Here is a 22,045-nt window from a genome sequence, read left to right as displayed (position 1 = left end):
AGCCGCACCACCTGGGGCACATCCGGCTGCCATGCTTCTTGCAGCGCCCGCGTCGTCACCAGCACGGACGCGCCAGAATCCTTGAGGACGAACGACTTGCGCGCGGCGGGCGCGGACGGGTCCAGCGGCACGAAGGCGCCTCCTGCCTTGAGCACCGCGAGCAGCGCGACGATGGCCTCCGCCGAACGCTCCAGGCAGAGGGCCACTGTCACTTCCGGGCCCACGCCCAGCGACCGCAGATGCCATGCGAGCTGGTTCGCCCGCGTGTTGAGCTGCCGGTAGCTGAGCGTCGTTTCCTCGTAGACCACAGCGTCTGCGTCCGGCGTCTCCGCGGCCTGCCGTTCGAAGCGCGCGTGCACCGTGGACTCGCGCTCGAAGTCCACGGTGTCACCGGTGCCGGTGCGCAGCAGCCACGCGCGGTCCTCGGCGGGGAGGAGGGACACGTCGGCCAGCCGGGCTCCGGGCCGGGTCAGTTCCTCCAACGCCTGCCGCCACTGGCCCAGGAGCCGCTGGACCGTGTCGGCGGTGAAGCGGTGGGAGTCATGGGTCAGGTGGAGCAGGAGCTTCGGGGCCGGCATCACGGTGGCCAGCAGCGGGTAGTTCGTGGACTCGCCGATGCTCAGGTCCCGCACGTCCAGCGCCGTGGAGCGCCGCAGCAGGGCCTCGTCGAGGGGGTAGTTCTCGAAGACCAGCAGCGACTGGAAGAGCGGCGTGCCTCGCGGCATGTCGCTCCAACCCTGCGCGGTGACGAGCGGCGTGTGCTGGTGCTGCTGGATGCCCAGTTGCTGGGCCTGGAGCTCCTGGAGCCAGGGCAGTACGGGCGCTGACGCCTCGGGCAGCACGACGCGGACAGGTAGCGTCGTGATGAGCATCCCCAGCATCGCTTCCGAGCCCGGCAGCTCCGGCGGACGGCCCGCGAGCGTGGTGCCGAAGAGCACGTCGCGCGTGTCCGCGTGGCGCGCCAGTACCAACGCCCAGGCCGCCTGTGCCAGCGTGTTGAGTGTCAGCTGGTGCTGGCGCGCGAACGCCTGCAGCTCCGCGGTGCGCTTCTCCGGAAGCTCCAGCCGCGTCTCCAACGGGTGGCCCTCGCCGGACGGCCGCGCCATCGCGGGAAGCTCACCGGGCAGCGGCGTGGGGGTGGACAGGCCGGCGAGCTGCGCGCGCCAGAAGGCCTCGTCGCTCACGGGGTCCGCCTTGCGCAGCCACGCGATGTAGTCGCGGAACGAGGCGCGCGACACGGCTGGCAACGAGGTCCCGGTGCGGAACGCGTCGTAGAGGGCGAAGACCTCCTGGAAGAACAGGCCGGTGCTCCAGCCGTCCAGCAGCAGGTGGTGATGGCTCCAGATGAAGCGCCAGTGCTGTTCCCCCAACCGCACCGCGCTCACCCGCATCAGCGGCGCCCGCGAGAGGTCGAAGCCTCGCGCCCGGTCCTCTGATTCCAAGCGCTCCAGGCCGGCCTGCTGCTCCGGTCCGGACAGATGGCGCCAGTCATGCAGTTCGAAGGGGAGCAGCGCCTGCGAGTGGACGGCCTGGAGCGGAGCGTCCAGTCCCTCCCAGACGAAGGCGGTGCGCAGGACGGCGTTGCGGTCGACCACCGCCTGCCACGTCTTGCGGAACAACCCGAGGTCCACGGGCGAGTGGATCGACCAGGCGCTCTGCGTGAAGTACGCGCCGCCAGCCGGGGCGTACAACGCATGGAAGAGCATGCCTTGCTGCACGGGGGAGAGCGGGTAGAGGTCCTCGACCGTGGGGCCCTGCGCGGCGAGCAGTGCGTCCAACGAAGGCTGGGGGATCCGGGCCAGCGGGAAGTCGCCGGGCGTCTTGCGGCGCGCGTCGTCAGTGTGACGCTGGGTGATGAGGTCCCGCAGCGCCCGCGTGAAGGCCTGGGCCAGGGACTCGATGGTGGCGGCGCGGTGCCACTCGTCACTGAAACCGAAGTCCATCCGCAGCCGGCCGTCCACCACGAAGCCGTCCACGGCCAGCAGGTGCGCGCGCAGGGCCTGGGGCGCCACCGTCGTGCCGGTGGGCTCGCTGCCCAGGGAGAAGAGGGTGCTGGCGCCGGTGGAACCGTCGAGCTGCCCCAGGTAGTTGAAGACCACCTGCGCGGACGGCAGGGCCGCGAGCCGCTGGCGGACGTCGCCGGGACCCATGAAGCGCAGCAGGCCAAAGCCGATGCCCCGGTCAGGCCACTCGCTCATGGAGTCGCGCACCGTGCGCAGGCAGTCCCCGGCGGAGCCGTTTTCCGGCAGCTGGAACAGGGCGGGCGTGAGTGACGTGAACCACCCCACGGTGCGGGACACGTCCGCGTCCGCGAAGAGCTCCTCGCGCCCGTGTCCCTCCAGGTCGATGAGCAGGCGCGACTGGCCCGTCCACTCGCGCAGGGCCAGGGCCAGGGCGGTCAACAGCACGTCGTTGATCCGCGCCCGCCAGGCCCCCGGCGTCTCCTGAAGCAACAGCCGGGTCTCTTCTACGTCCAGGCGGACGGACACGGTGCGCTGCGAACCCACGGTGCCGGGCCCGGAGCCATCCGTGGGCAGTGGCGCCACGTCACGCCGGGCCTCGTCGAGCCAGAGGGACGTCTGGGCATGCAGGGCGTCGGAGAGGGCGTGGGCTTCCAGCCTGCGGGCCCATGCGAGGACGGAGGTCGTCTTGGCGGGAAGCGACGGAGACTGGCCCGCGAGCAGCCGCAGGTAGGTGGCCTCCAGGTCCTCCACGAGCACCCGCCAGGACACGGCGTCCACCACCAGGTGATGGAGGATCAGCAGCAGCCGCTGCTCCTGTCCGGCGCCGAAGTGGAAGAGCGCGGCGCGCAGCAGCGGCGGCCGGGCCAGCTCGAACGAGGCCTGGAGGCGCTGGGCCTCCTCCTCCAGCCGAGCCGCGCGCATTCCGGCGGGAAGCGCGGAAAGGTCCACCTGGAGCAGGGAGACCCGGGCCTCCTCGGGCGCGGCGTCGTGCTGGCGCCAGGCGCCCCCGTCCTCGCGCATGAAGCGCAGGCGCAGGGCGTCGTGGTGGATCACCAGCGCCTGGAGCGCCTGCTCCAACCGCGCCGCCATCAACGGCTGGCGCGCCTGGAGCAGCAGCACCTGGTTGAAGTGGTGGGCGTGCGCGGGGTCGCGCTCCAGCAGCTGGCGCTGGATGGGCATGAGCGGCACCTCGCCCACCACCGGTCCCTGTTCCGCGGAGCGGGCCTCGCTCACACGCGCCACCGACGCCAGGGCTCCCAGCGTCGGATGCTGGAACAGGTCGCGGACGAACAACGTCACGCCGGCCTGCCTTGCCCTCGCGATGGCCTGGAGGCTGATGATGGAGTCGCCTCCCAGTTCGAAGAAGTTGTCATCGAGCCCCACGCGTTCGACGCGCAGCACCTGAGCGAGGACCTCCGAGAGCGTCCGCTCCAGCTCCGTGCGGGGCGCCACGTACTTCCGCTTCGAGGCGCGCTGGACGTCCGGCGTGGGCAGCGCCTTGCGGTCCACCTTGCCGCTGGAGGTCAACGGCAGCGCCGGCAGCGGGATGAAGACCGCGGGCACCATGTACTCCGGCAGCCGCTGAGACAGGAGGGCCCGCAGGGAAGCCGGATCCACGTCGCCGCCCGAGACGACATAGGCGACCAGGCGCCGCGCACCGGGCGCGTCCTCGCGCACCACGGCCACGGCCTCACGGACGTCTGGATGGGAGAGCAACGCGGCTTCGATGTCGCCCAGCTCGATGCGGAAGCCGCGCAGCTTCACCTGGAAGTCGGTGCGGCCCAGGTACTCCAGCGTGCCGTCCGCGCGCCACCGGGCGATGTCCCCCGTGCGGTACAGACGGGCACCGGGCGTGTCGCTGATGGCGTCGGGGATGAAGCGCTCGGCCGTGAGGGCAGGGCGTCTCCAGTAGCCACGGCCCACCTGCACGCCGCCGATGAACAGCTCACCCGGGATGCCCATGGGCACGGGCTGGCCGTGGGCATCCAGGACGTACATGCGCGTGTTGGCCACGGGCCTGCCGATGGGGACGACTCGCAGTGCCTCGTCGCGCGGGCACTCCCAGGATGTGACGTCCACGGCCGCCTCGGTGGGGCCGTAGAGGTTGTGCAGCGTGGCGTGCGGCATGCGCGCCTGTGCACGGAGCACCAGGTCCGCGGGCAGGGCTTCGCCGCTGCACATCACCTGACGCAGTTGCGTCAGGGACTCCAGGCCGGGCTCTTCGACGAAGGCGCGCAACATGGACGGCACGAAGTGCGCGGTCGTCACACCCTCGCGGGCCATCAGCGCCACCAGGTAGTCCGGCTCCTGATGTCCGCCGGGCCGCGCGAGTACCAGCCGCGCGCCCGTCATCAGGGGCCAGAAGAACTCCCACACGGACACGTCGAAGCTGAACGGCGTCTTCTGCAACACCGTGTCGGAAGGCGTCAGGCCGTAGCGCGCCTGCATCCAGCGCAGGCGGTTGACGACACCCGCGTGCGCGTTCATCGCGCCCTTGGGGCGGCCGGTACTGCCCGACGTGAAGATGACGTAGGCGAGGGTGTCATCATCCGCTAGTGGCCCGGGGCGGGCAGTGGACTCACGCGCGATGACTTCCCACTGGGCGTCCATCGCGATAACGGGCGCGGCATGCGGAGGCAGCGCGGCGCGGAAGCGCTCCTGGATGAGGAGCACGGGCGCGGCGGTGTCCTCCAGCAGCCCGGCGAGCCGTTCCGCGGGCGTGGCCGGATCCAACGGCACGTAGGCCGCGCCAGACTTCAGGATGCCCAGGAGCGCGACGACCATCTCCAGCGAGCGTTCCATGCAGACGCCCACCAGCGTCTCCGGGCCGACGCCGCGAGCCCTGAGGTGGTGCGCGAGCTGGTTGGCCCGGGCTTCGAGCTGCGCGTACGTGAGGCGCTGATCCTCGAACTGGAGCGCGATGGCCTCCGGCGTGCGTTCGGCCTGGGCCTCGAAGAGGTGGTGGAGCGTGGCGCCGGACGGGAAGTCCGTGCGCGTGTCGTTCCAGCCGCGCAGCACCTGTTCGCGCGCTGACGGCGTGAGCAACGACAGCGTCGCGAGCGGGGCTTCCGGAGCCGCGACGAGCTCCCGCGCGAGCACCACCAGGTGCTCCGCCATGCTCGCGACGGTGGCTTCGTCGAAGAGGGCGGTGGCGTACTCCAGGTGGCAGGAGATGCCCGTGCGGCTCTCCAGCACCTCCAGGGCCAGGTCGAACTTGGCCGTGTCGGTGGGAACCTCCGCCTGGCTCAGCGCCAGGGACGGCAGCTCGGCCCGGGCCTCCGGCGTGTTGATGACGTTGAGGGTGACCTGGAAGACCGGCGTGCGGCTCAGGTCGCGAGGGAGTTCCAGCGTCTCCAGCACGCGCTCGAACGGTGCGTCCTGGCGCGCGTAGGACTCCAGGGCCTGCGTGCGCACGCGGCCCAGCAGCTCCACGAAGGACGGCTGGCCGGACAGCCTCGAGCGGAAGGGCAGGGTGTTGATGAAGCAGCCCATCAGCCACTCGATCTCCGGACGCGTGCGGCCCGCGATGGGCGTGCCGATGACGAAGTCCTCCTGGCCCGAGTAGCGCGACAGCAGCGTCTGGAAGAGCGCCATCATCACCATGAACGGCGTGGCGCCATTGCGGCGGCCCAATGCCAGCAGCGGCGCGGACACGTCGGCTGGGAACGCGAAGCGGTGGCGCGCACCCTCGAAGGACTGGACGGCGGGACGCGGCCGGTCCGTGGGCAGCTCCAGCGTGGGCGCCCCGGTGAGCTGCTGCTTCCACCAGGCGAGCTGCGCCTCCATCACGCCGCCCTCCAACCAGGCGCGCTGCCACACGGCGTAGTCCGCGTACTGCACTGGCAGCGGCGGCAGCGGCGACGGCTGGCCCGCGCGGAACGCGGCGTAGTTCGCCGTCAGCTCGTGCGCGACGACCATGTTGCACCACGCGTCGGAGATCGCATGGTGGAGGACGACCGCCAGCACGTGCACCTGGGGCTCCAGGCGCAGCAGCGTCGCGCGCAGCACGTCCTTCTCCAGGTCCAGGGGCAACAGCACGTAGGCCCTGCAGAAGCGCTGCATCTCCGCTTCGCGGGCCTCGGGCGTCTCACCCTCGACGTCGCGGCGCTCAAGCGGCAGGCCATGCGGCGGGTGGATGTTCTGCACCGCGCGGTCGCCCTCCAGCGCGTACGTGGTGCGCAGCACTTCATGCCGCGCCACCATCGCGTCCAGCGCGGCCTGGAGCGCGTCCACGTCCAGGTCCCCGACGAGGCGGAAGAGGGACGGGTTGTTGTACGCGCCGCTGCCGGGATCCAACTGCTGGAGGTACCAGTGACGCTGCTGCGCGAAGGACAGGGGCAGCGGCCGATCGCGTCCGACGCGCGGAATGGGCGGCGGGCCCTCGTTCACGGCCGGGGTCGCGGCGCGCGCGGCGACGGGCGCCACGGCGGGACGCGGCGCTTCTACGACGGCGGGACGCGCCACGGACGGCGGGGGGAGACGGGACGGCGAGGCCACCGGCTCCACGCGGCCATCCGCGCGCAACCGGGCATGGCGGCCGGTGCGGTACAGCCGGGCGGCGGACTCGCGAGGGTGCGGCACCAGACGGCGGTGCTCCTCGTCGCCCGCGCGCCACAGCGCGGTGGGGAGTCCCGCCCCGGCCAGGGCCAGCTCACCCACCACGCCCGCGGGCACGGGCTGACCGGCCGCGTCCAGTACCCAGGTCTGGAGGTTCGCGGGGATGCGCTCGCGCGGCGTGCGGGGCAGGAGCGCGCCTTCCTGCGCGTCACCGGACAGCCACACCTCCACGCCCGCGGCCCGGTACAGCGCGGCGCCCAGCTCCACCGACGCGCCCTCCACCACCAGGGCGCCCACGTGGGCCAGGGACTCACGCGCCCCGGGCAGCTCGCTCAACGTGCGCGCCAGGCGGGCCGACGTGTGCACCAGCACCGCGCCGGACTGGCGAGCCAGCTCCAGCAGGCCTTCCACGCCCGCCTCGGCCTCCACCAGCACCTGCTCCTGCCGGACGGTGGCCTCCGCCTCCATCCGCTCGCGCACCACGGCCAGCCGGCGCAGGCCGTCCAGCACCACCGGCGTTTCGAGCCCGAAGTCGATGAGGGCCGCCACCTCGTCCACGTCCGCCGCGCGCACGTCGCGCAGCCGCTTCACGGCGCCATCCACCGTGCCCACCAGGCCCGTCGTCTTGGCATGGTTCTCGAACGTGTGCTCCAGCAGCGCGTCGATGTCCTCCGGGGACAGCTTCTGGATGTCGCCCTGGTAGCCCTGGGTGAGCAGCAGCGACGTCATGATGTCCACCGAGCTGCGGAAGTACGCGAGCAGCGGCTGGCGCACGAGGCGGAGCACCTCCTGGTCGTCGTCGCCCAGGTACGTGTGCAGCATGCAGGTGATGTGGCCTCGGCCCGGGTGGCCGTTGCGGCGCCATGCCTCGCGGTACAGCGCCACCTTCGGCTTCAGCTCCTCCAACGAGTGCGACAGCAGGCCCGTGAGCACGCCCGCGCCCAGTTCGCCCGCCATGCGGAAGGTCTCCGGGTTGGACGTGGCGGTGAGCCACACCGGCAGCTCCTTCTGCACGGGCTTGGGCCGCAGCGCGCCCTCCACGATGGTGCCCGCTCCGCCGGGACGCTTGAAGCGCTCGCCGCGCCACAGCGCTCGCAGGGTGGCGAGCTTCTCCAGGAGGATGTCGCGGCGCTTCTCGAAGTTGGCCGGCGCGAAGGTGAAGTCCTGCGTGTGCCAGCCCGTGGCCACGGACAGGCCCACGCGGCCCTGCGACACGTTGTCCACCACGGACCACTGCTCCGCGATGATCAGCGGATCATGCAGCGGCAGCACCACGCTGCCGGAGCGCAGGTGCAGGTTCTTCGTGATGGCCGCGAGCGCGGCGGAGATCACCGCGGGCTGCGGATACAGACCGCCGAACGAATGGAAGTGCCGCTCCGGCGTCCACACCGCGGAGAAGCCGTTCGCGTCCGCGAACTTCGCGCCCTCCATCAGCAGCTCGTACTTCGGCCCCTGGAGCGAGTCCTCGTCGTTGGCGAAGTAGATGAGGCTCAGGTCCATCGCCTTCGCGCGAGGCCCACCGCCGCCCAGGCCCACCAGCCGCGCGGTGATGCGCTCCGGCGGGTACACCACGCGCAGCCCGCGCGTGAGCGCCCACAGGGCTTCCAGCTCCGGCCGGTCCGCGGAGGCCTCGCTCGCGGACAGCCACGCGCCGCCGTCCGGCGGGGACAGCCGCGCATCCAGGCCGGTGAAGAACTCCGACAGCTCGCGGTGGCCCAGCGCCCACGCGGGCTGGCCCGAGCCCGTGGGCAGCAGCCACGCCAGGGCGTGCGCGTCCTCGGATGAAGGGACGGAAACACCCGGCGCGTCCAAGTCCTCCACGTAGACGACGCGCGAAGCCTCCACGCGCACGGAGGCCACCATCGCGCGCGTGGTGACGAGCACCGGCACGCGGGCGCCTTCCGGCGCGAACACAGGCAGCTGCACCAGATCCGCGGCGCCCAGCGCGATGCCCGCGCCACCCGCGGCCAGCACGGCCCACAGCGCGGCCAGCTTCTCCGGCGACGAGCGCAGGCATACGGCCACCGGCGTCCCGGCCGTCACGCCCAACGCCTTCAGGCGCGAGGCCAGGGCGTCCGCCCGAGCACCCAGCTCCGCCCAGGTCCAGTGCGTCTCCCCGCGCGAGACAGCGATGGCGTCCGCGTGGCGCGCACGACGTTCCGCGAGCAGGGCGGGCACGGAGGTGAAGCCCTGCGAGGCACGGGGCGCGGGCCAGGCGCGGCGCTCAGCCTCCGTGGCCAGGGGCAGGAGGGAGACAGGGGTCTCCGGCCGGGCGAGCGCGGCGCCGAGCAGCACCTGGAAGTGCTCCACGAGCCGCGCCACGGTAGCGGCGTCGAACAACTCCGCCGCGTATTCGAGCGCGCCGTGGACGCGGCCGGGGGCTTCGGACAGCACGAGCGTGAGGTCCCCCAAGGTGGAGCCCCACTGCACGGGCGTGCCCGGCACCTCCACCAGCGAGCCGCGCAGGCCGATGAGCTCCAGCGTCCCGGCGCCCGCGCCCGCGCCCGTGTGGAAGACGAACACGGAGTCCGTCAGCCGTCCGCGGCCGATGTCCTTGCCCGGGATGAGGGCCTCCACCAGGTATTCGAACGGGACGTCCGGACGCGTCTGCGCGTCGACGACCTCGTCACGCACCTGGGCCAGCAGCTCGCGGAACGTGAGGCCTTCGGTGAAGCGCGTGCGGAACGCCGCCGAGTGCGCCACGTAGCCGATGAGCGGCAGCAGCTCCGGCCGCGTGCGGTTGCCGATGGGCGTGCCGACGATGACGTCCGTCTGGCCGGAGTAGCGGTGCAGCAGCGTCTGCCACGCGGCGAGCACCGTCATGTAGCCTGTGAAGCCCTCGCGGCGGGTGAAGGCCAACAGCTCGCGGGAGAGCGCGGGCGGGAAGTCCACCGTCATGCGCCCGGCGGTGAGCGGGCTCTCGGCGGGGCGCGGGCGGTCGGTGGCCAGATCCAACTTGCGCGGGATGCTGGCCAACCGCTGACGCCAGCCCTGGTCCTGTTCGGCCAGACGGCCGCTCGCGATGCCGTGGCGCTGCCACGCGCCGAAGTCCGCGTACTGGATGGGCAGCGGGGGCAGGGGCGAGGGACGGCCCTGGAGGAAGGCGTCGTAGAGCTGGCCCAGCTCCTGGACGAAGAGGGCGATGGACAGCGTGTCGCCGACGATGTGGTGGAGGCTGCCCAGCAGGAAGTGCACCTGCGTGTCCACGCGCACCAGGGTGGTGCGCAGCACGGGGCCGTGGACCAGGTCGAAGGGCCTGGCGGCGTCCTCGCGGGCGAGCCGCAGGGCCTCGGGTTCGCGGGTCTCCATGGGACCGCGCAGCTCCACGCGGGTGAGCGGGACGTGCATGCGCGCGTGGAAGCGCTGCACGGGGCGGCCGTCCACGGTGTCGTAGGTCGTCCGCAGCGCTTCGTGGCGCTGGACGATCTCCTGGATGCCTCGCTCCATCACGGCGACGTTCACGTCACCTTCGAGGCGCAGGACGAACGGGAGGTTGTACGCGGACTGACCGGGCAGGTGCTGCTCCAGGCGCCAGACGCGCTCCTGCACGAAGGACAGGGGCAGCTCGCCGGTGCGCGCGAGCGGCACCAGGGGCAGCTCCTGGGAGACGGGGGCCTGCGGCGCCTGACGCAGCAGGGGCGCGAGGCGTTCCGCGATGCCCGCGACGGTGGGGGCTTCGAAGAGGGCCGCCAGGGGCAGGTTCACGCCGAAGGCTTCACGTACCTGGTTGAGGAGCTGGGCGGCCGTCAGCGAGTTGCCGCCAATCTCCAGGAAGTCGTCGTTGCGGCCGACGAACTCCAGGCCCAGGCGTTCACGCCACAGCGCGGCCACGCGTTCCTCCACCTCGCCGCGAGGCGCGTCGTCGCGGACGGGCTGCGAGGAGGCCGCGGTGACAGGCTCGTCGAAGGCGTCGGCATCGGTGCGCGTGGGCATCTGGGACCTGTCGGAAGCCGCGGCGTCGGTCTGCGTCGGGAGCTGGGAAGGGGAGGAAGTGGCCTCGGTGAGCGTTGCCACCGTGCCCGTCCGGCTGAGCTGCACGGCGCCAGCGGGAGCCGGGCGTGCGGCGACGGCGACATTCAGGGCAGCGACCTCAGCGACGTTCGAGGCCACGTCCGAAGGAGCCGGGCGCGCGGCGACGGCGACATTCAAGGCAGCGACCTCGGCGACCTGCGAGGCCACCTCCACAGGAGCCGGACGCGCGGTCCCGGCGACGTTCAGGGCAGCGGCCTCAGCGACCTTCGAGGCCACCTCCGCCGGAGATCGCGCCGACAGGGTGATGCGGCCGGACGCCGGGCCCTGTGCCTTCTGCTCCACCCAGACGGTCTTCTCCTGGAAGACGTACGTGGGCAGGTGCATCCGCAGGCGCTGTTCGTGCGCGTAGAACGCGCTCCAGTCCACCGCCACACCCGCGGTCCACAGCTCGCCCACGGCCTGGAGCCAGCCCATCTGCTCCGTCGTCGTCCCACCCAGGCGCAACGACGGCAGTCCGCGCACGCGAGGTGCCCCTTGCTCCGCCGCCACCAGGTTCGCGCGCACCAGCGGTGTCACGTCCTGCCCGGGGCCCACTTCCAACATCACCGCGCAGCCTTCCTCCTGAAGCGTCTCCACCGCTCGGGTGAAGTCCACCGGCCTGCGCATCTGCTCCGTCCAGTAGCGCGGATCCGCCAGCTGCCCGGGCTGCACCACCGTGCTCGTGAGGCTGGACACGTATCGCACCGCCGGCTCCGACCAGCGCAGCGAGCCCACCGCCCGCGCCAGCTCCGGCATCACCGGCTCCACGTCCACGGAGTGGAACGCATGCGGCGCGGGCATGCGCACCGCTCCGGCCTTCTGGGCTTTCAGCTCGGCCTCCAGCCGCTCCACTTCCTCCACCGGACCGGACACCACGCAGCGATCCGGCGCGTTCACCGCCGCCAGCTCCAGCCGGCCCGACAGCAGCGGCTGGACCCGCGCCGCGGGCAGCGCCACCGCGAGCATCGCGCCCGGCGGCATGCGGTGCATCAGCTCACCGCGCGCCACCGTGAGGCGCATCGCGTCCTCCAGGGACAGCACGCCCGCGACACACGCCGCCGCGTACTCCCCGAAGCTGTGCCCCATCACCGCGTACGGCGTCACGCCCAGGTCCTGCCATAGCCGGGCCAGCGACACCTGCACGCTGAACAGCGCGGGCAGCGCCACCCGCGTATCCGCGAGCGACGCCGTGGCCTCCGCCTCCGCACCGGCCTCGGGCGACAGCAGCTTCGACACCCGCGCCCGCAGCGGCGCCTCCAGCAACACGAGGCACGCCTCCAGGTGCGCGCGGAACAGGGGTGACGCCTCCGCCAGCTCGCGACCCATCGCGACCCGCTGCGCGCCCTGGCCGGAGAACACGAACGCCACGCGCGGAGCGCGCTTCCCGGTCTTCACCGCGACCACCGGCTTGCGCAACTGGCGCGCGAGGTCCTCCGCGTCCTTCACCACCAGGGCGTGGCGGTACTCGAACTCCTTGCGGCCCACGGCGTGCGTGAACGCCAGGTCCGCCAGCGCCTGCACATCCACGCCCTCCGCCACGTGCCCGTCGATCTGCCGCGCCGCCGCCTGCAACGCCTCCTGCGAGCGCGCGGACAGCACGACGAGCTGGTGGGACCGCGTGGTGGAACCACTCTGCCGCATGGGTGCTTCCTCGAGGATGGCGTGGGCATTGGTGCCACCAATGCCGAAGGAGCTGACCGCGGCGAAGCGGGGCGTCTCGCCCCGGGGCCACGACCGCAAGGTGGTGTTGACGAAGAACGGCCCCGCGTCGAAGTCGATCTGCGGGTTGGGCCGTTCGAAGTGGAGGCTGGGGGGAATCTCCCCATGGTGCAGCGACAGCGCGGCCTTCATGAGCCCCGCCAGACCCGCCACCGTGTCCAGGTGACCCACGTTCGTCTTCAGCGACGCCAGCGCGATGCGGCCCTGGTGCTCCGCGCCCAGGCCGTACGCACGCGTCAGCGCCGCCACTTCAATCGGATCGCCCAGCGGCGTCGCGGTGCCGTGGGCCTCCACGTAGCCCACGGCCTCCGGAGACACGCCCGCGTTCGCCAGGGCCTGGGTCACCACCGCGGCCTGTCCCTGCACGCTGGGCGCGGTGAAGCCGGACTTGTTCCGGCCGTCGTTGTTCAGCGCCGAGCCCCGGATGACGGCGTAGATGGCGTCCCCATCCCGCACCGCGTCCTCCAGGCGCTTGAGCACCACCGTGCCCACGCCGTTGCCGGAGAGCGTCCCTCCCGCCTTCGCGTCGAACGCGCGGCAGTGGCCGTCCGGCGAGAAGATGAGCCCCTCCTGCGCCACGTAGCCCGTGCGCTGCGGCACCGTCAGCCGCGTCGCGCCCGCGAGCGCCACGTCGGACTGGCCCACGCGCAGGCTCTGACAGGCCAGGTGCACCGCCACCAAACCCGTGGAGCACGCGGTGTAGAGCAGCGTGCTCTCACCCGTGAGCCCCAGCTTGAAGGACGTCTTCGTCGCCAGGCTCTCGTGCGTGGCGGTGCCATGCAGCTCCATGAACGACGCCGCGTCCAGCGGCATCGCCTGGCGCACGGCGTCCGTGTAGCCGGAGCCCGTGGCCCCTGCGTACAGCGAGATGGCGCCGCGGAAGCGATCCGGATCAATGCCCGCGTCCTCGAGCGCGGCCCACGCCGTCTGGAGGAAGAGCCGCTGCTGCGGATCCGTGAACTGCGCCTCGCGCAGGGACATGTCGAAGAAGGCGTGGTCGAACTGGTCCACGCCGTCGAGGACGCCCGCGGCCGGGACGAACGCCGGGTGCTGCCACAACTCCAGTCCCTCCGGCAGGCCGGGCATGTGCTCCAGCTCCTCCGGCGAGAAGCGCGTGATGGACTCCACGCCCCCGCGCAGGTTGCGCCAGAACTCCGCCACCGTCATCGCGCCGGGGAAGCGGCCCGCCATGCCGACGATGGCGATGGAGCCGGACGCGCCGGCCTTCGGTGCTTCGCGCGGACGGCGGCCCGGTACCGGAGCCACGGGAGGGGCGATGCCCGGCCCCTGGGACTCGCGCTCCAGCCGCTGGACCAGCCCTTCGAGCGTGGGGTGCTCGAACAGCCACACGACGGGCACCTCGCGCTGGAGCTCCTCACGCAGGCGCGCGGCCAGCCGCACCACGGTCAGCGACGTGGCACCCAGGTCCTCGAAGAGGTGGTCGTGCACGCCCACGCGGTCCGTGCCCAGCTCGCGCGCGAAGACGTGCGCCAGCCGCTGTTCCAGCGGGTGCGAGGGCTCCACGAAGCGGCCCTGACGTCCGGTGGACGCGGCGTCCGGCGCGGGCAGCGCCTTGCGGTCCACCTTGCCGCTGGGGTTCAGGGGCAGGGTGGCCAGCGTCACGAACACCGACGGCATCATGTACTCCGGCAGCCGCTGCCGCAGCGCCGCGCGCATCGCGGAGGACTCCAGCACGTGCCCCGCGACAGGCATCGCGTAGGCGACGAGCCGCTTGTCCCCGGTCACGTCCTCGCGCACCACCACCGCGGCATCCTGCACCGCGGGCAGGTCGCGCAGGGCGGCCTCCACCTCCGCCAGCTCGATGCGGAAGCCGCGCACCTTCACCTGCGTGTCCACGCGGCCCAGGAACTCCAGCGTGCCATCCGGACGCCAGCGGGCCATGTCCCCCGTGCGGTACAGCCGGGCCCCCCGCGTCGCGCCCTGGTCGTCCGGAACGAAGCGCTCCGCCGTCAGGTCCGGCCGCGACACGTAGCCGCGCGCCACGCCGTCACCGCCGAGGAACAGCTCGCCCGGCACGCCCACCGGCACCGGGTGCAGCCGCGCGTCCAGCACGTACACCGACGTGTTGCCGATCGGCGCGCCGATGGATACCGACGGGCCCACCTGCTCCGGCCGCTCCACCGTGAAAGTGGTGACGACCACGGAGCACTCGCTGGGGCCGTAGCCGTTGGTGAACGGGATGCCCAGCGACTCCACCGCCCGGCGCACGTGTGGCGCGGAGACGATGTCACCCGCCGTGTGCAGCTCGCGCAGCCGGCCGAGCAGGTCCGGCCGGTGCTCCATCAACTGCGCGAAGAGCCCGGAGGGCATGTGGGCGAACGTGACGCCGTGGCGCTCCACCACGCGGGCCAGCGTGTCCATGTCGCCCCCGTGCACGTTGCCCGGGAAGATGACGAGCCGGCGGCCATGCACCAGCGGCATCCACATCTCCAGCACGGAAGCGTCGAAGGATACGGGCGAGAAGAGCAGCACCGTGTCGCGCTGCCCGTAGTGCATGTACGGCGCCGAGTGCAGCACGCGCAGCAGGCCACGATGCTCGATGCCCACGCCCTTGGGCCGTCCGCCGCTGCCAGAGGTGAAGATGACGTAGGCCAGGTTGCGAGGCCCCACGCCGGTCTCTGGCGCGGTGACGGGCTGCTCCTCCAGCGCCAGCTCCTCCAGGAACAGGCACGGCAGCGACGCGTCGGGCAGGTGCAGCCGTCCGCGCAGCTCGCGCGTGGTGACGAGCAGGTGCGGCCGGGCATCCTCCAGCATGAAGCTCAGACGCTGCGCGGGATACGCCGCATCCAGCGGCACGTACGCGCCGCCCGCCTTGAGGATGCCCATCACCGTGACGACGAAGCCCACGGAGCGCTCCAGGCACAGCGCCACCGGCACGTCCGGTCCCACGCCCCGGGCCCGCAGGACATGGGCCAGCTGGTTCGCCCGAGTGTCGAGCTGCGAGTACGTCAGCTGCTCATCTCCGTCCTCCACCGCGATGGCATTTGGATGCCGCGCGGCTTGGAGCGCGAAGCGTTCCGCGAGGGTGCTGTCGGAGGGGTAGGGCCGCGCGGTGTCGTTCCACGCGACCAGCACCTGCTGGCGCTCCTCCGGCGTGAGCCACGGCAGCCGGGAGACCGGCATGTCCGGGCTGCCGACAGCGGCCTCCAGCAGCACGCGCAGGTGACCGGCGAGCCGGGCCACGGTGTCGCGTTCGAAGAGGTCGGTGCTGTACTCGATGGAGCCGCGCAGTCCGTCCGGCGTCTCCGTGAGCAGCAGGCTCAGGTCGAAGTGCGCCGTGCCCGCGTCCACCTCCAGCAACTCCATCCTCAGCCCCGGCGCTTCGAGCACCCCGGCCGGAGCGTTCTGGAGCGCGAAGACGGCCTGGATGAGCGGCGTGCGCCCCAGATCGCGAGGCACCTGGAGCTCCTCCACCAGCTTCTCGAACGGCAGGTCCTGGTGCTCATAGGCCGCGAGCGTCGTGTCCCGCGCCTGTCCCAGCAGCGCGCGGAAGGACGCCTCCGGACGGATGCGCGCACGCAGCACCAGTGTGTTGACGAAGAAGCCGACCAGTCCCTCCACGTCGCCGTGGGTGCGGCCCGCGATGGGGGCGCCGACCAGCAGGTCCTCCTGCCGGCTGTAGCGCGACAGCAGCACCTGCCACGCGGTCAGCAGCGCCATGAACGGCGTGGCGCCCTCGCGCCGGGCGAGTTCCACCAACCGGTCCGTCAGGCCGCGAGGCAGATGCACGGGCAGCAGCGCGCCGTGCGGAGAACGCGTCGTGGGGCGAGGCTTGTCGGTGGGCAGGTCCAGGACCCGGGGCGCACCGGCGAGCTGCTCCTTCCACCACGCCACCTCGTCCGCGAGCACGTCGCCCTGGAGCCAGCCGCGCTGCCACACCGCGAAGTCGGCGTACTGCACGGGCAGTGCCGTGAGATCAGGTGCCGCGCCAGCAGCGAAGGCCGCGTAGGCCGTGGCCACCTCTCGCACCATCACCCCCAGCGACCAGCCGTCGGAGACGACGTGGTGCATGTTCAGGAGCAGCACATGGTGCGTCGCGTTCAGCCGCAGCAGCCGCGTGCGCAGCAACGGCCCTGTGCTCAGGTCGAAGGGCCGGCCCGCCTCCTCGCGCGCCAGCCGCTGCACCGCCGCCTCGTGGTCCGCTTCCGGCACGTCGCCCAGGTCTGTCACAGGCAGCGTCCAGGAGGGCGTGGGCTGGATGAACTGAACGGGGTCGCGGCCCTTCAGCGCGAACGTGGTGCGGAGCGCCTCGTGACGTTCGACGAGCAGTTCCAGCGCGCGGCGCAGGGCTTCACCGTTCAGCGCGCCCTCCAGCCGCACGGCGCCCAGCAGGATGTAGGGCGTGCCACCGGGCTGGAGCTGTTCTGTCAGCCACAGCCGCTGCTGCGCGAAGGACAGGGGCAGCTCGCCGTCACGGGCCACCTTGCGGATCGCGGGCACGCGCGGAAGGTCGGTGCGCGTGAGGAGCTGGGCCTCCACCAGTTCGGTGACGTCGGAGACGGTGGCGCCGTCGAAGAGGCCGCGCAGGGGCAGGTCCACCTGGAACGTGGAGCGCACGCGGGACAGCAGCCGCATGGCCAGCAGCGAGTGGCCGCCCAGGGCGAAGAAGTCATCGTGCACATCCACCCGAGGCACCCGCAGCACGTCGCGGAACAGGTCCGCGATCCGTTGCTGGAAGGGCGACATCCGCCGCGGCTTCGAAGGCGCCACGGCGACCGGACGCGCCTCCGGAACGGGCAGGGCCTCGCGGTCCATCTTTCCGCTGGGTGCCAGCGGCAGCAGCGCATCGTGGGCCACGGCCTCCAGCAGCACCTTGAAGTCGGTGGCGAAGCGCGCTGCCGCGTCCCCGGTGAAGAGGTCCCGGCTGTATTCGAGCGTTCCCTCCAGGCCGTCGTCGGTCGCGGTGAGCGACAGGAGGAGATCGAAGCGCGCGGTCTCCGTCGAGGTGTGCAGCCGCTCCACGCGGACGCCGGGCAGGGCTGGGGCGGACAGCGGCGCGTTCTGCAGCACGAACATCACCTGGAACAGCGAGGCGCGGCTTCCGCCTCGCGCCTGCGCCACGGCCTCCACGAGCCGTTCGTAGGGCACGTCCTGCTGTGCGAACGCGGCCAGGGAGGAATCGCGCACGCGGTCCAGGAGCTCGGAGAAGCGGTGCGCTCCGTCCAGGCGCGCGCGCAGCACCAGCGTGTTGAGGAACACGCCGATGAGCGGCTCCAGCTCCGGCCGGGTGCGGTGGGCCACCGGCGTGCCCACGGCGAAGTCGTCCTGCCCGGAGTCGCGCGACAGCACGGCCTGGTATCCGGCCATCAGCACCATGAACAGCGTGGCGTCCCGGTCGCGGCCCACCTGTTCCAGCGAGCGCACCAGGGAAGCGGGCAGCGTGAAGACATGGCTGCCTCCACGTGTCGACCGGGCCCCGGGCTGTCCGTGCTCGGCGGGGAGCGTGAGCGCGGGGACGTCCTTCAGGGACTCCCTCAGCGCGTCCAGTTGCGCGCGTGCCGTCTCGGAGTCCTCCTGCTGGTGCTGCCATGCGGCGAAGTCCGCGGCCTGCACCTCCAGCGCCGGAAGCGGCGACGGCCGTCCCTCCAGGAACGCCGAGTAGAGGCTGCCCACCTCGTGCACGAGCACTCCCATGGACCAGCCATCCGTGACGATGTGGTGCATGCACAGCAACAGCACGTGTTCGTCCGGGGACAGCCTGAGCAGCCGCGTGCGCAGCAGCGGACCGGTGCCCAGATCGAACGGCCCGGTCGCGTCCTCGCGCATGCGCTGGTGCAGGGTGGCGTCGCGCTCGGCCCCTTCGGGCAGGGGCTCGACCGGCAGGGCCCAGTCCGAGGGCGGCGCGTGGATGCGCTGGAACGGCTGTCCATCACGCTCCTCGAACGTGGTGCGCAGCGGTTCGTGCCGGCGGACGACCTCCGCGAAGGTGCGGCGCAGCACGTCCACGTCCAGGGGGCCGGTGAGCCGCAGTGCCAGGGGGATGTTGTAGAGGGCCTGACCGGGCTCCAGCCGATCCAGGATCCACATGCGCTGCTGCGCGAACGACAGCGGCAGCGCCCCGTCGCGGGACACGGCGGGGATGGGGGAGACGGGATGCCGGGAAGGGAGCGTCTCGATGCGCTCCGCGAGCCGCGCCACGGTGGGTGCATCGAACAGCGCACGCACGGGCAGATCCACGCCGAACCGGGCACCCACGCGGGTGACGAGCTGGGTGGCCAGCAGTGAATGCCCACCGAGCGCGAAGAAATCATCGTGCGCGCCCACGCGCTCCACGTGCAGCAGGTCCTGGAACAGCGCGGCCAGCTTCTCTTGAATCGGCGTCAGCGGGCCGGCATCCACGGTGCCGGGGACGGCAGTGGGGGCAGGCAGGGCGCGGCGGTCCACCTTGCCGTTGGGCGTGAGGGGCAGGGCGTCCAGGCCGACGAAGGCCGAGGGCACCATGTACTCGGGGAGACGGGAGCGCAGGTGTTCGCGCAAGGCACGCACATCCCCGAAGGCAGGGACGACGTAGGCCACGAGGCGCTGTTCGCCCGGCACGTCCTCACGCACGGCGACCACGGCCTCGCGGACCTCGGGGTACGTGCGGAGCGCGGCTTCGATCTCGCCCGGTTCGATGCGGAAACCGCGCAGCTTTACCTGGTGGTCGATGCGGCCCAGGAACTCCAACGTCCCGTCCGCGAGCCACCGGGCCCGGTCTCCCGTGCGGTACATCCGCGTGCCCGGCGCGTCACGGAACGCGTCTGGCACGAAGCGCTCCGCCGTCAGGTCCGGGCGGCCCAGGTAGCCGCGCACCACGCCTTCACCGCCGATGAACAGCTCACCGGGAACACCGACCGGCACCGGCCGCAGCCAGGCGTCCAGGATGTGCAGGCCGGTGTTCGCCAGTGGCCGGCCCAGCGACACCGTTCCCGCGGTGTCCGTCTCCACGCGCTGCATGGACGACCACACCGTCGTCTCGGTGGGGCCGTACATGTTGAGCAGGGCAGGGACGTGGGCCCGCAGCGTCGAAGCAAGGCCACCCGGAAGCGCTTCTCCGCCCACGAGCATCTGGCGCAGCCCGCCCAGCGCACGCAGTGCCCGGGGCTCCTCCACGAGCGCGCTGGCGTATGACGGCGTGCACTGGAAGTGGGTGACGGCGTGGCGCTCCAGCGCCTCCGCGAGCGCGGCGGGCTCCAGCCCCGTGGGCGCGAGCACCACCTGGAAGCCGCGCGTCCAGGACCAGAGCAGCTCCAGCACGGAGATGTCGAAGGAGATGCTCGTCATCGCCAGCCACGTGCCCGGGCACGGCGAGACGTGCGCATCCATCGCGCGGAAGAAGTTCATCACCGTCCGGTGCGGCACGCCCACGCCCTTGGGCCGCCCCGTCGAACCCGACGTGTAGAGCACGTACGCGAGCGTCCGCGCGTCACTCGCTGACCGCACGAAGTCCCCGCCCACGGAGGGGTCCACGTCGTCGAGGAAGAGCCGGTGCTCCAAAGGCACGGGGAGCACGTCCTCCAGGTGACGCGGACTCACGAGCACCTTCGCCCCCGAGTCCGCCCACATCGCGGCCAGCCGCTGCGCCGGGTACGCCGGATCCAGCGGCAGGTAGGCCGCCCCCGCTTCGAGGATGCCGAGCATCCCCACGGCCAGCTCCACCGAGCGGTCCACGCACAGCCCCACCACGGACTCCGGTCCCACGCCGCGCTGCCGCAGCGTGTGCGCCAGGGCCCGGGCCCGCGCGCGCAGTTCCCGGTACGTCAACCGGTGTTCCCCGGCGACGAGCGCCACGGCATCGGGCGTCCGGGCCACCTGCGCCGCGAAGCGTGAGGAGACGGTGGCGTCCGACGGGTATTCGACGTCGGGTCCACGAGACAGCGTGAGCAGGTGCTCCGACTCCACGGCCTCCAGCCACGGCAGCGCATCCACGCGGCGCGAAGGGTCCGCGACGGCGGCCTCCAGCAACACGCGCAGGTGGCCGGCGAGTCGGGCCACGGTGTCCGCGTCGAAGAGGCCGGTGGCGTACTCCAGCCAGCCCTCGAAGCCCCGGGGGGATTCGGAGAGCGAGAGCGTCAGGTCGAACATCGCCGTGCCCGGGTGCACGTCCACCAGCCGCGACTGGAGGCCCGGCAGCACCGGAGCGCCAACCTGCGCGCCCTGGAGGATGAACATCACCTGGAAGAGGGGCGTGTGCCCGCGCTCGCGCGTGGGTTGCAGCGCTTCCACCAGCTTCTCGAAGGGCACGTCCTGGTGCGCGTACGCGCCCATTGCCGTCGCACGCACGCGGCCCAGCAGCTCGCGGAAGGTGGGCGCACCGGAGAGCCGGGTGCGCATCACGAGCGTGTTGACGAAGAGGCCGACGAGCCCCTGGAGCTCCGCGCGGCCCCGGCCCGCGATGGCCGTGCCCACGCTGACGTCGTCCTGTCCCGCCCGGCGCGCGAGCACGGCCTGGAAGCCCGCCAGCAGCACCATGAAGGGCGTTACGCCTTCGCGCACCGCCAGCGTCCGCACAGCTTCGGCCAGGGGGGCATCCAGCAGCACCGGCACCCGGGCGCCCTGCGTCCCACGCTCGGCGGGACGCGGACGGTCCGTGGCCGGTTCCAGCAGCCGGGGCGCACCCGCGAGCTGCTGGCGCCAGTAGTCCAGTTGCGACGTCAGCGCGGCGCCGTCCAGCCACTCCCGCTGCCATTCCGCGTAGTCGGCGTACGCCAACGGCAGCACGGGCAGGGGAGACGGACGGCCTTCACGCAGCGCCGCGTAGAGGGCGGACATCTCGCGCACCAGCACCGCCATGGACGTGCCGTCCGACACGGTGTGGTGCATGACGAGCACCAGCACGTGCGTGCGTTCATCCAGCGTCAGCAACGTGGCGCGCACCAGTGGCCCTTGCGCCAGGACGAACGGGCGGCGGGCTTCTTCATGGGCCAGCCGGGACGCTTCGGGCTCGCGGGCTTCCAGCGGCAGGGCCTCCAGCGATACGCACACCAGCGGAAGTACCGCGTTCTTCGCGATGACCTGGAGCGGCCGTCCATGCGCTTCCCGGAATGACGTCCTCAGCGCATCGTGGCGCGCCACGAGCGCCTGGAGACTGGCCTCCAACGTGGCCACATCCAGCTCGCCCTCCAGCCGCACCGCCGCGGGCAGGTTGTACGCCACGTCACCCGGCGCATACCGGTCCAGGAACCACAGCCGCGCCTGGGCGAAGGACACCGCCCGGTCGCCCTCCACATCCCGGCGGCGCAGCGTGTTCGACGCGGGCTTCACCGCATCCCGAAGCGTGAGCAACTGCCGCGCAAGGGACGTGATGCTCGGTCCCTGGAGCAACCACTCCATGGGCACCGTCAGGCCCGTGCCCGTTCCCACTGCGTGCGCCAGCTCCACCGCGCCCAGTGAGTCCAACCCGTAGCGCGTGACCGGCGCTTCGATGTCGATGTCCTCCCGGCGCATGCGCATGTGCCGGGCCACCAGGTCGCGCAGCCACGCCGTCAGCGCCTCCGCATCGGGGCTCGCGGCCAGGGCCACTTCCTTCATGGGCCCAGACTCACTCGTGGCAACGCTGGGTGCGGAGGGCCGGGGAGCTTCGGGCGAAGAACCCGCTCCACCCGGCAGCTCCTCTCGCCACGCCATCACCTCCTGCAACGTCCCGGTCAGGAACGCCGTGCGGCACGCGTGCCGCTGCACCTTGCCGCTGGACGTCTTCGGCAGACTGCCCGGCTCGATGAGCACCACCGCGTGCGCCTGCACTTCGTGCGACTCCGCCAGCCGCTGACGGATGGCCCCCACCGCCGCGTCCG

The 22,045-nt window shown here is 72.1% G+C and carries 1 protein-coding gene (cut by a window edge); it reads right to left on the bottom strand.

The window, feature by feature from the left end:
- On the bottom strand, positions 1-22,045 hold part of the coding region annotated (locus D7X32_RS46990) for a non-ribosomal peptide synthase/polyketide synthase (RefSeq protein WP_244239215.1) (this coding region is incomplete at both ends). Its footprint begins 6,419 nt before the window's first position; 22,045 of 28,464 annotated nt are visible.

Origin of the sequence: Corallococcus carmarthensis (assembly GCF_003611695.1) — a bacterium.
In the GTDB taxonomy this organism is placed as follows: domain Bacteria; phylum Myxococcota; class Myxococcia; order Myxococcales; family Myxococcaceae; genus Corallococcus; species Corallococcus carmarthensis.
The sequence above is the reverse complement of the archived record's forward strand: the minus strand, read 5'-3'. Positions and strand labels throughout refer to the sequence as shown.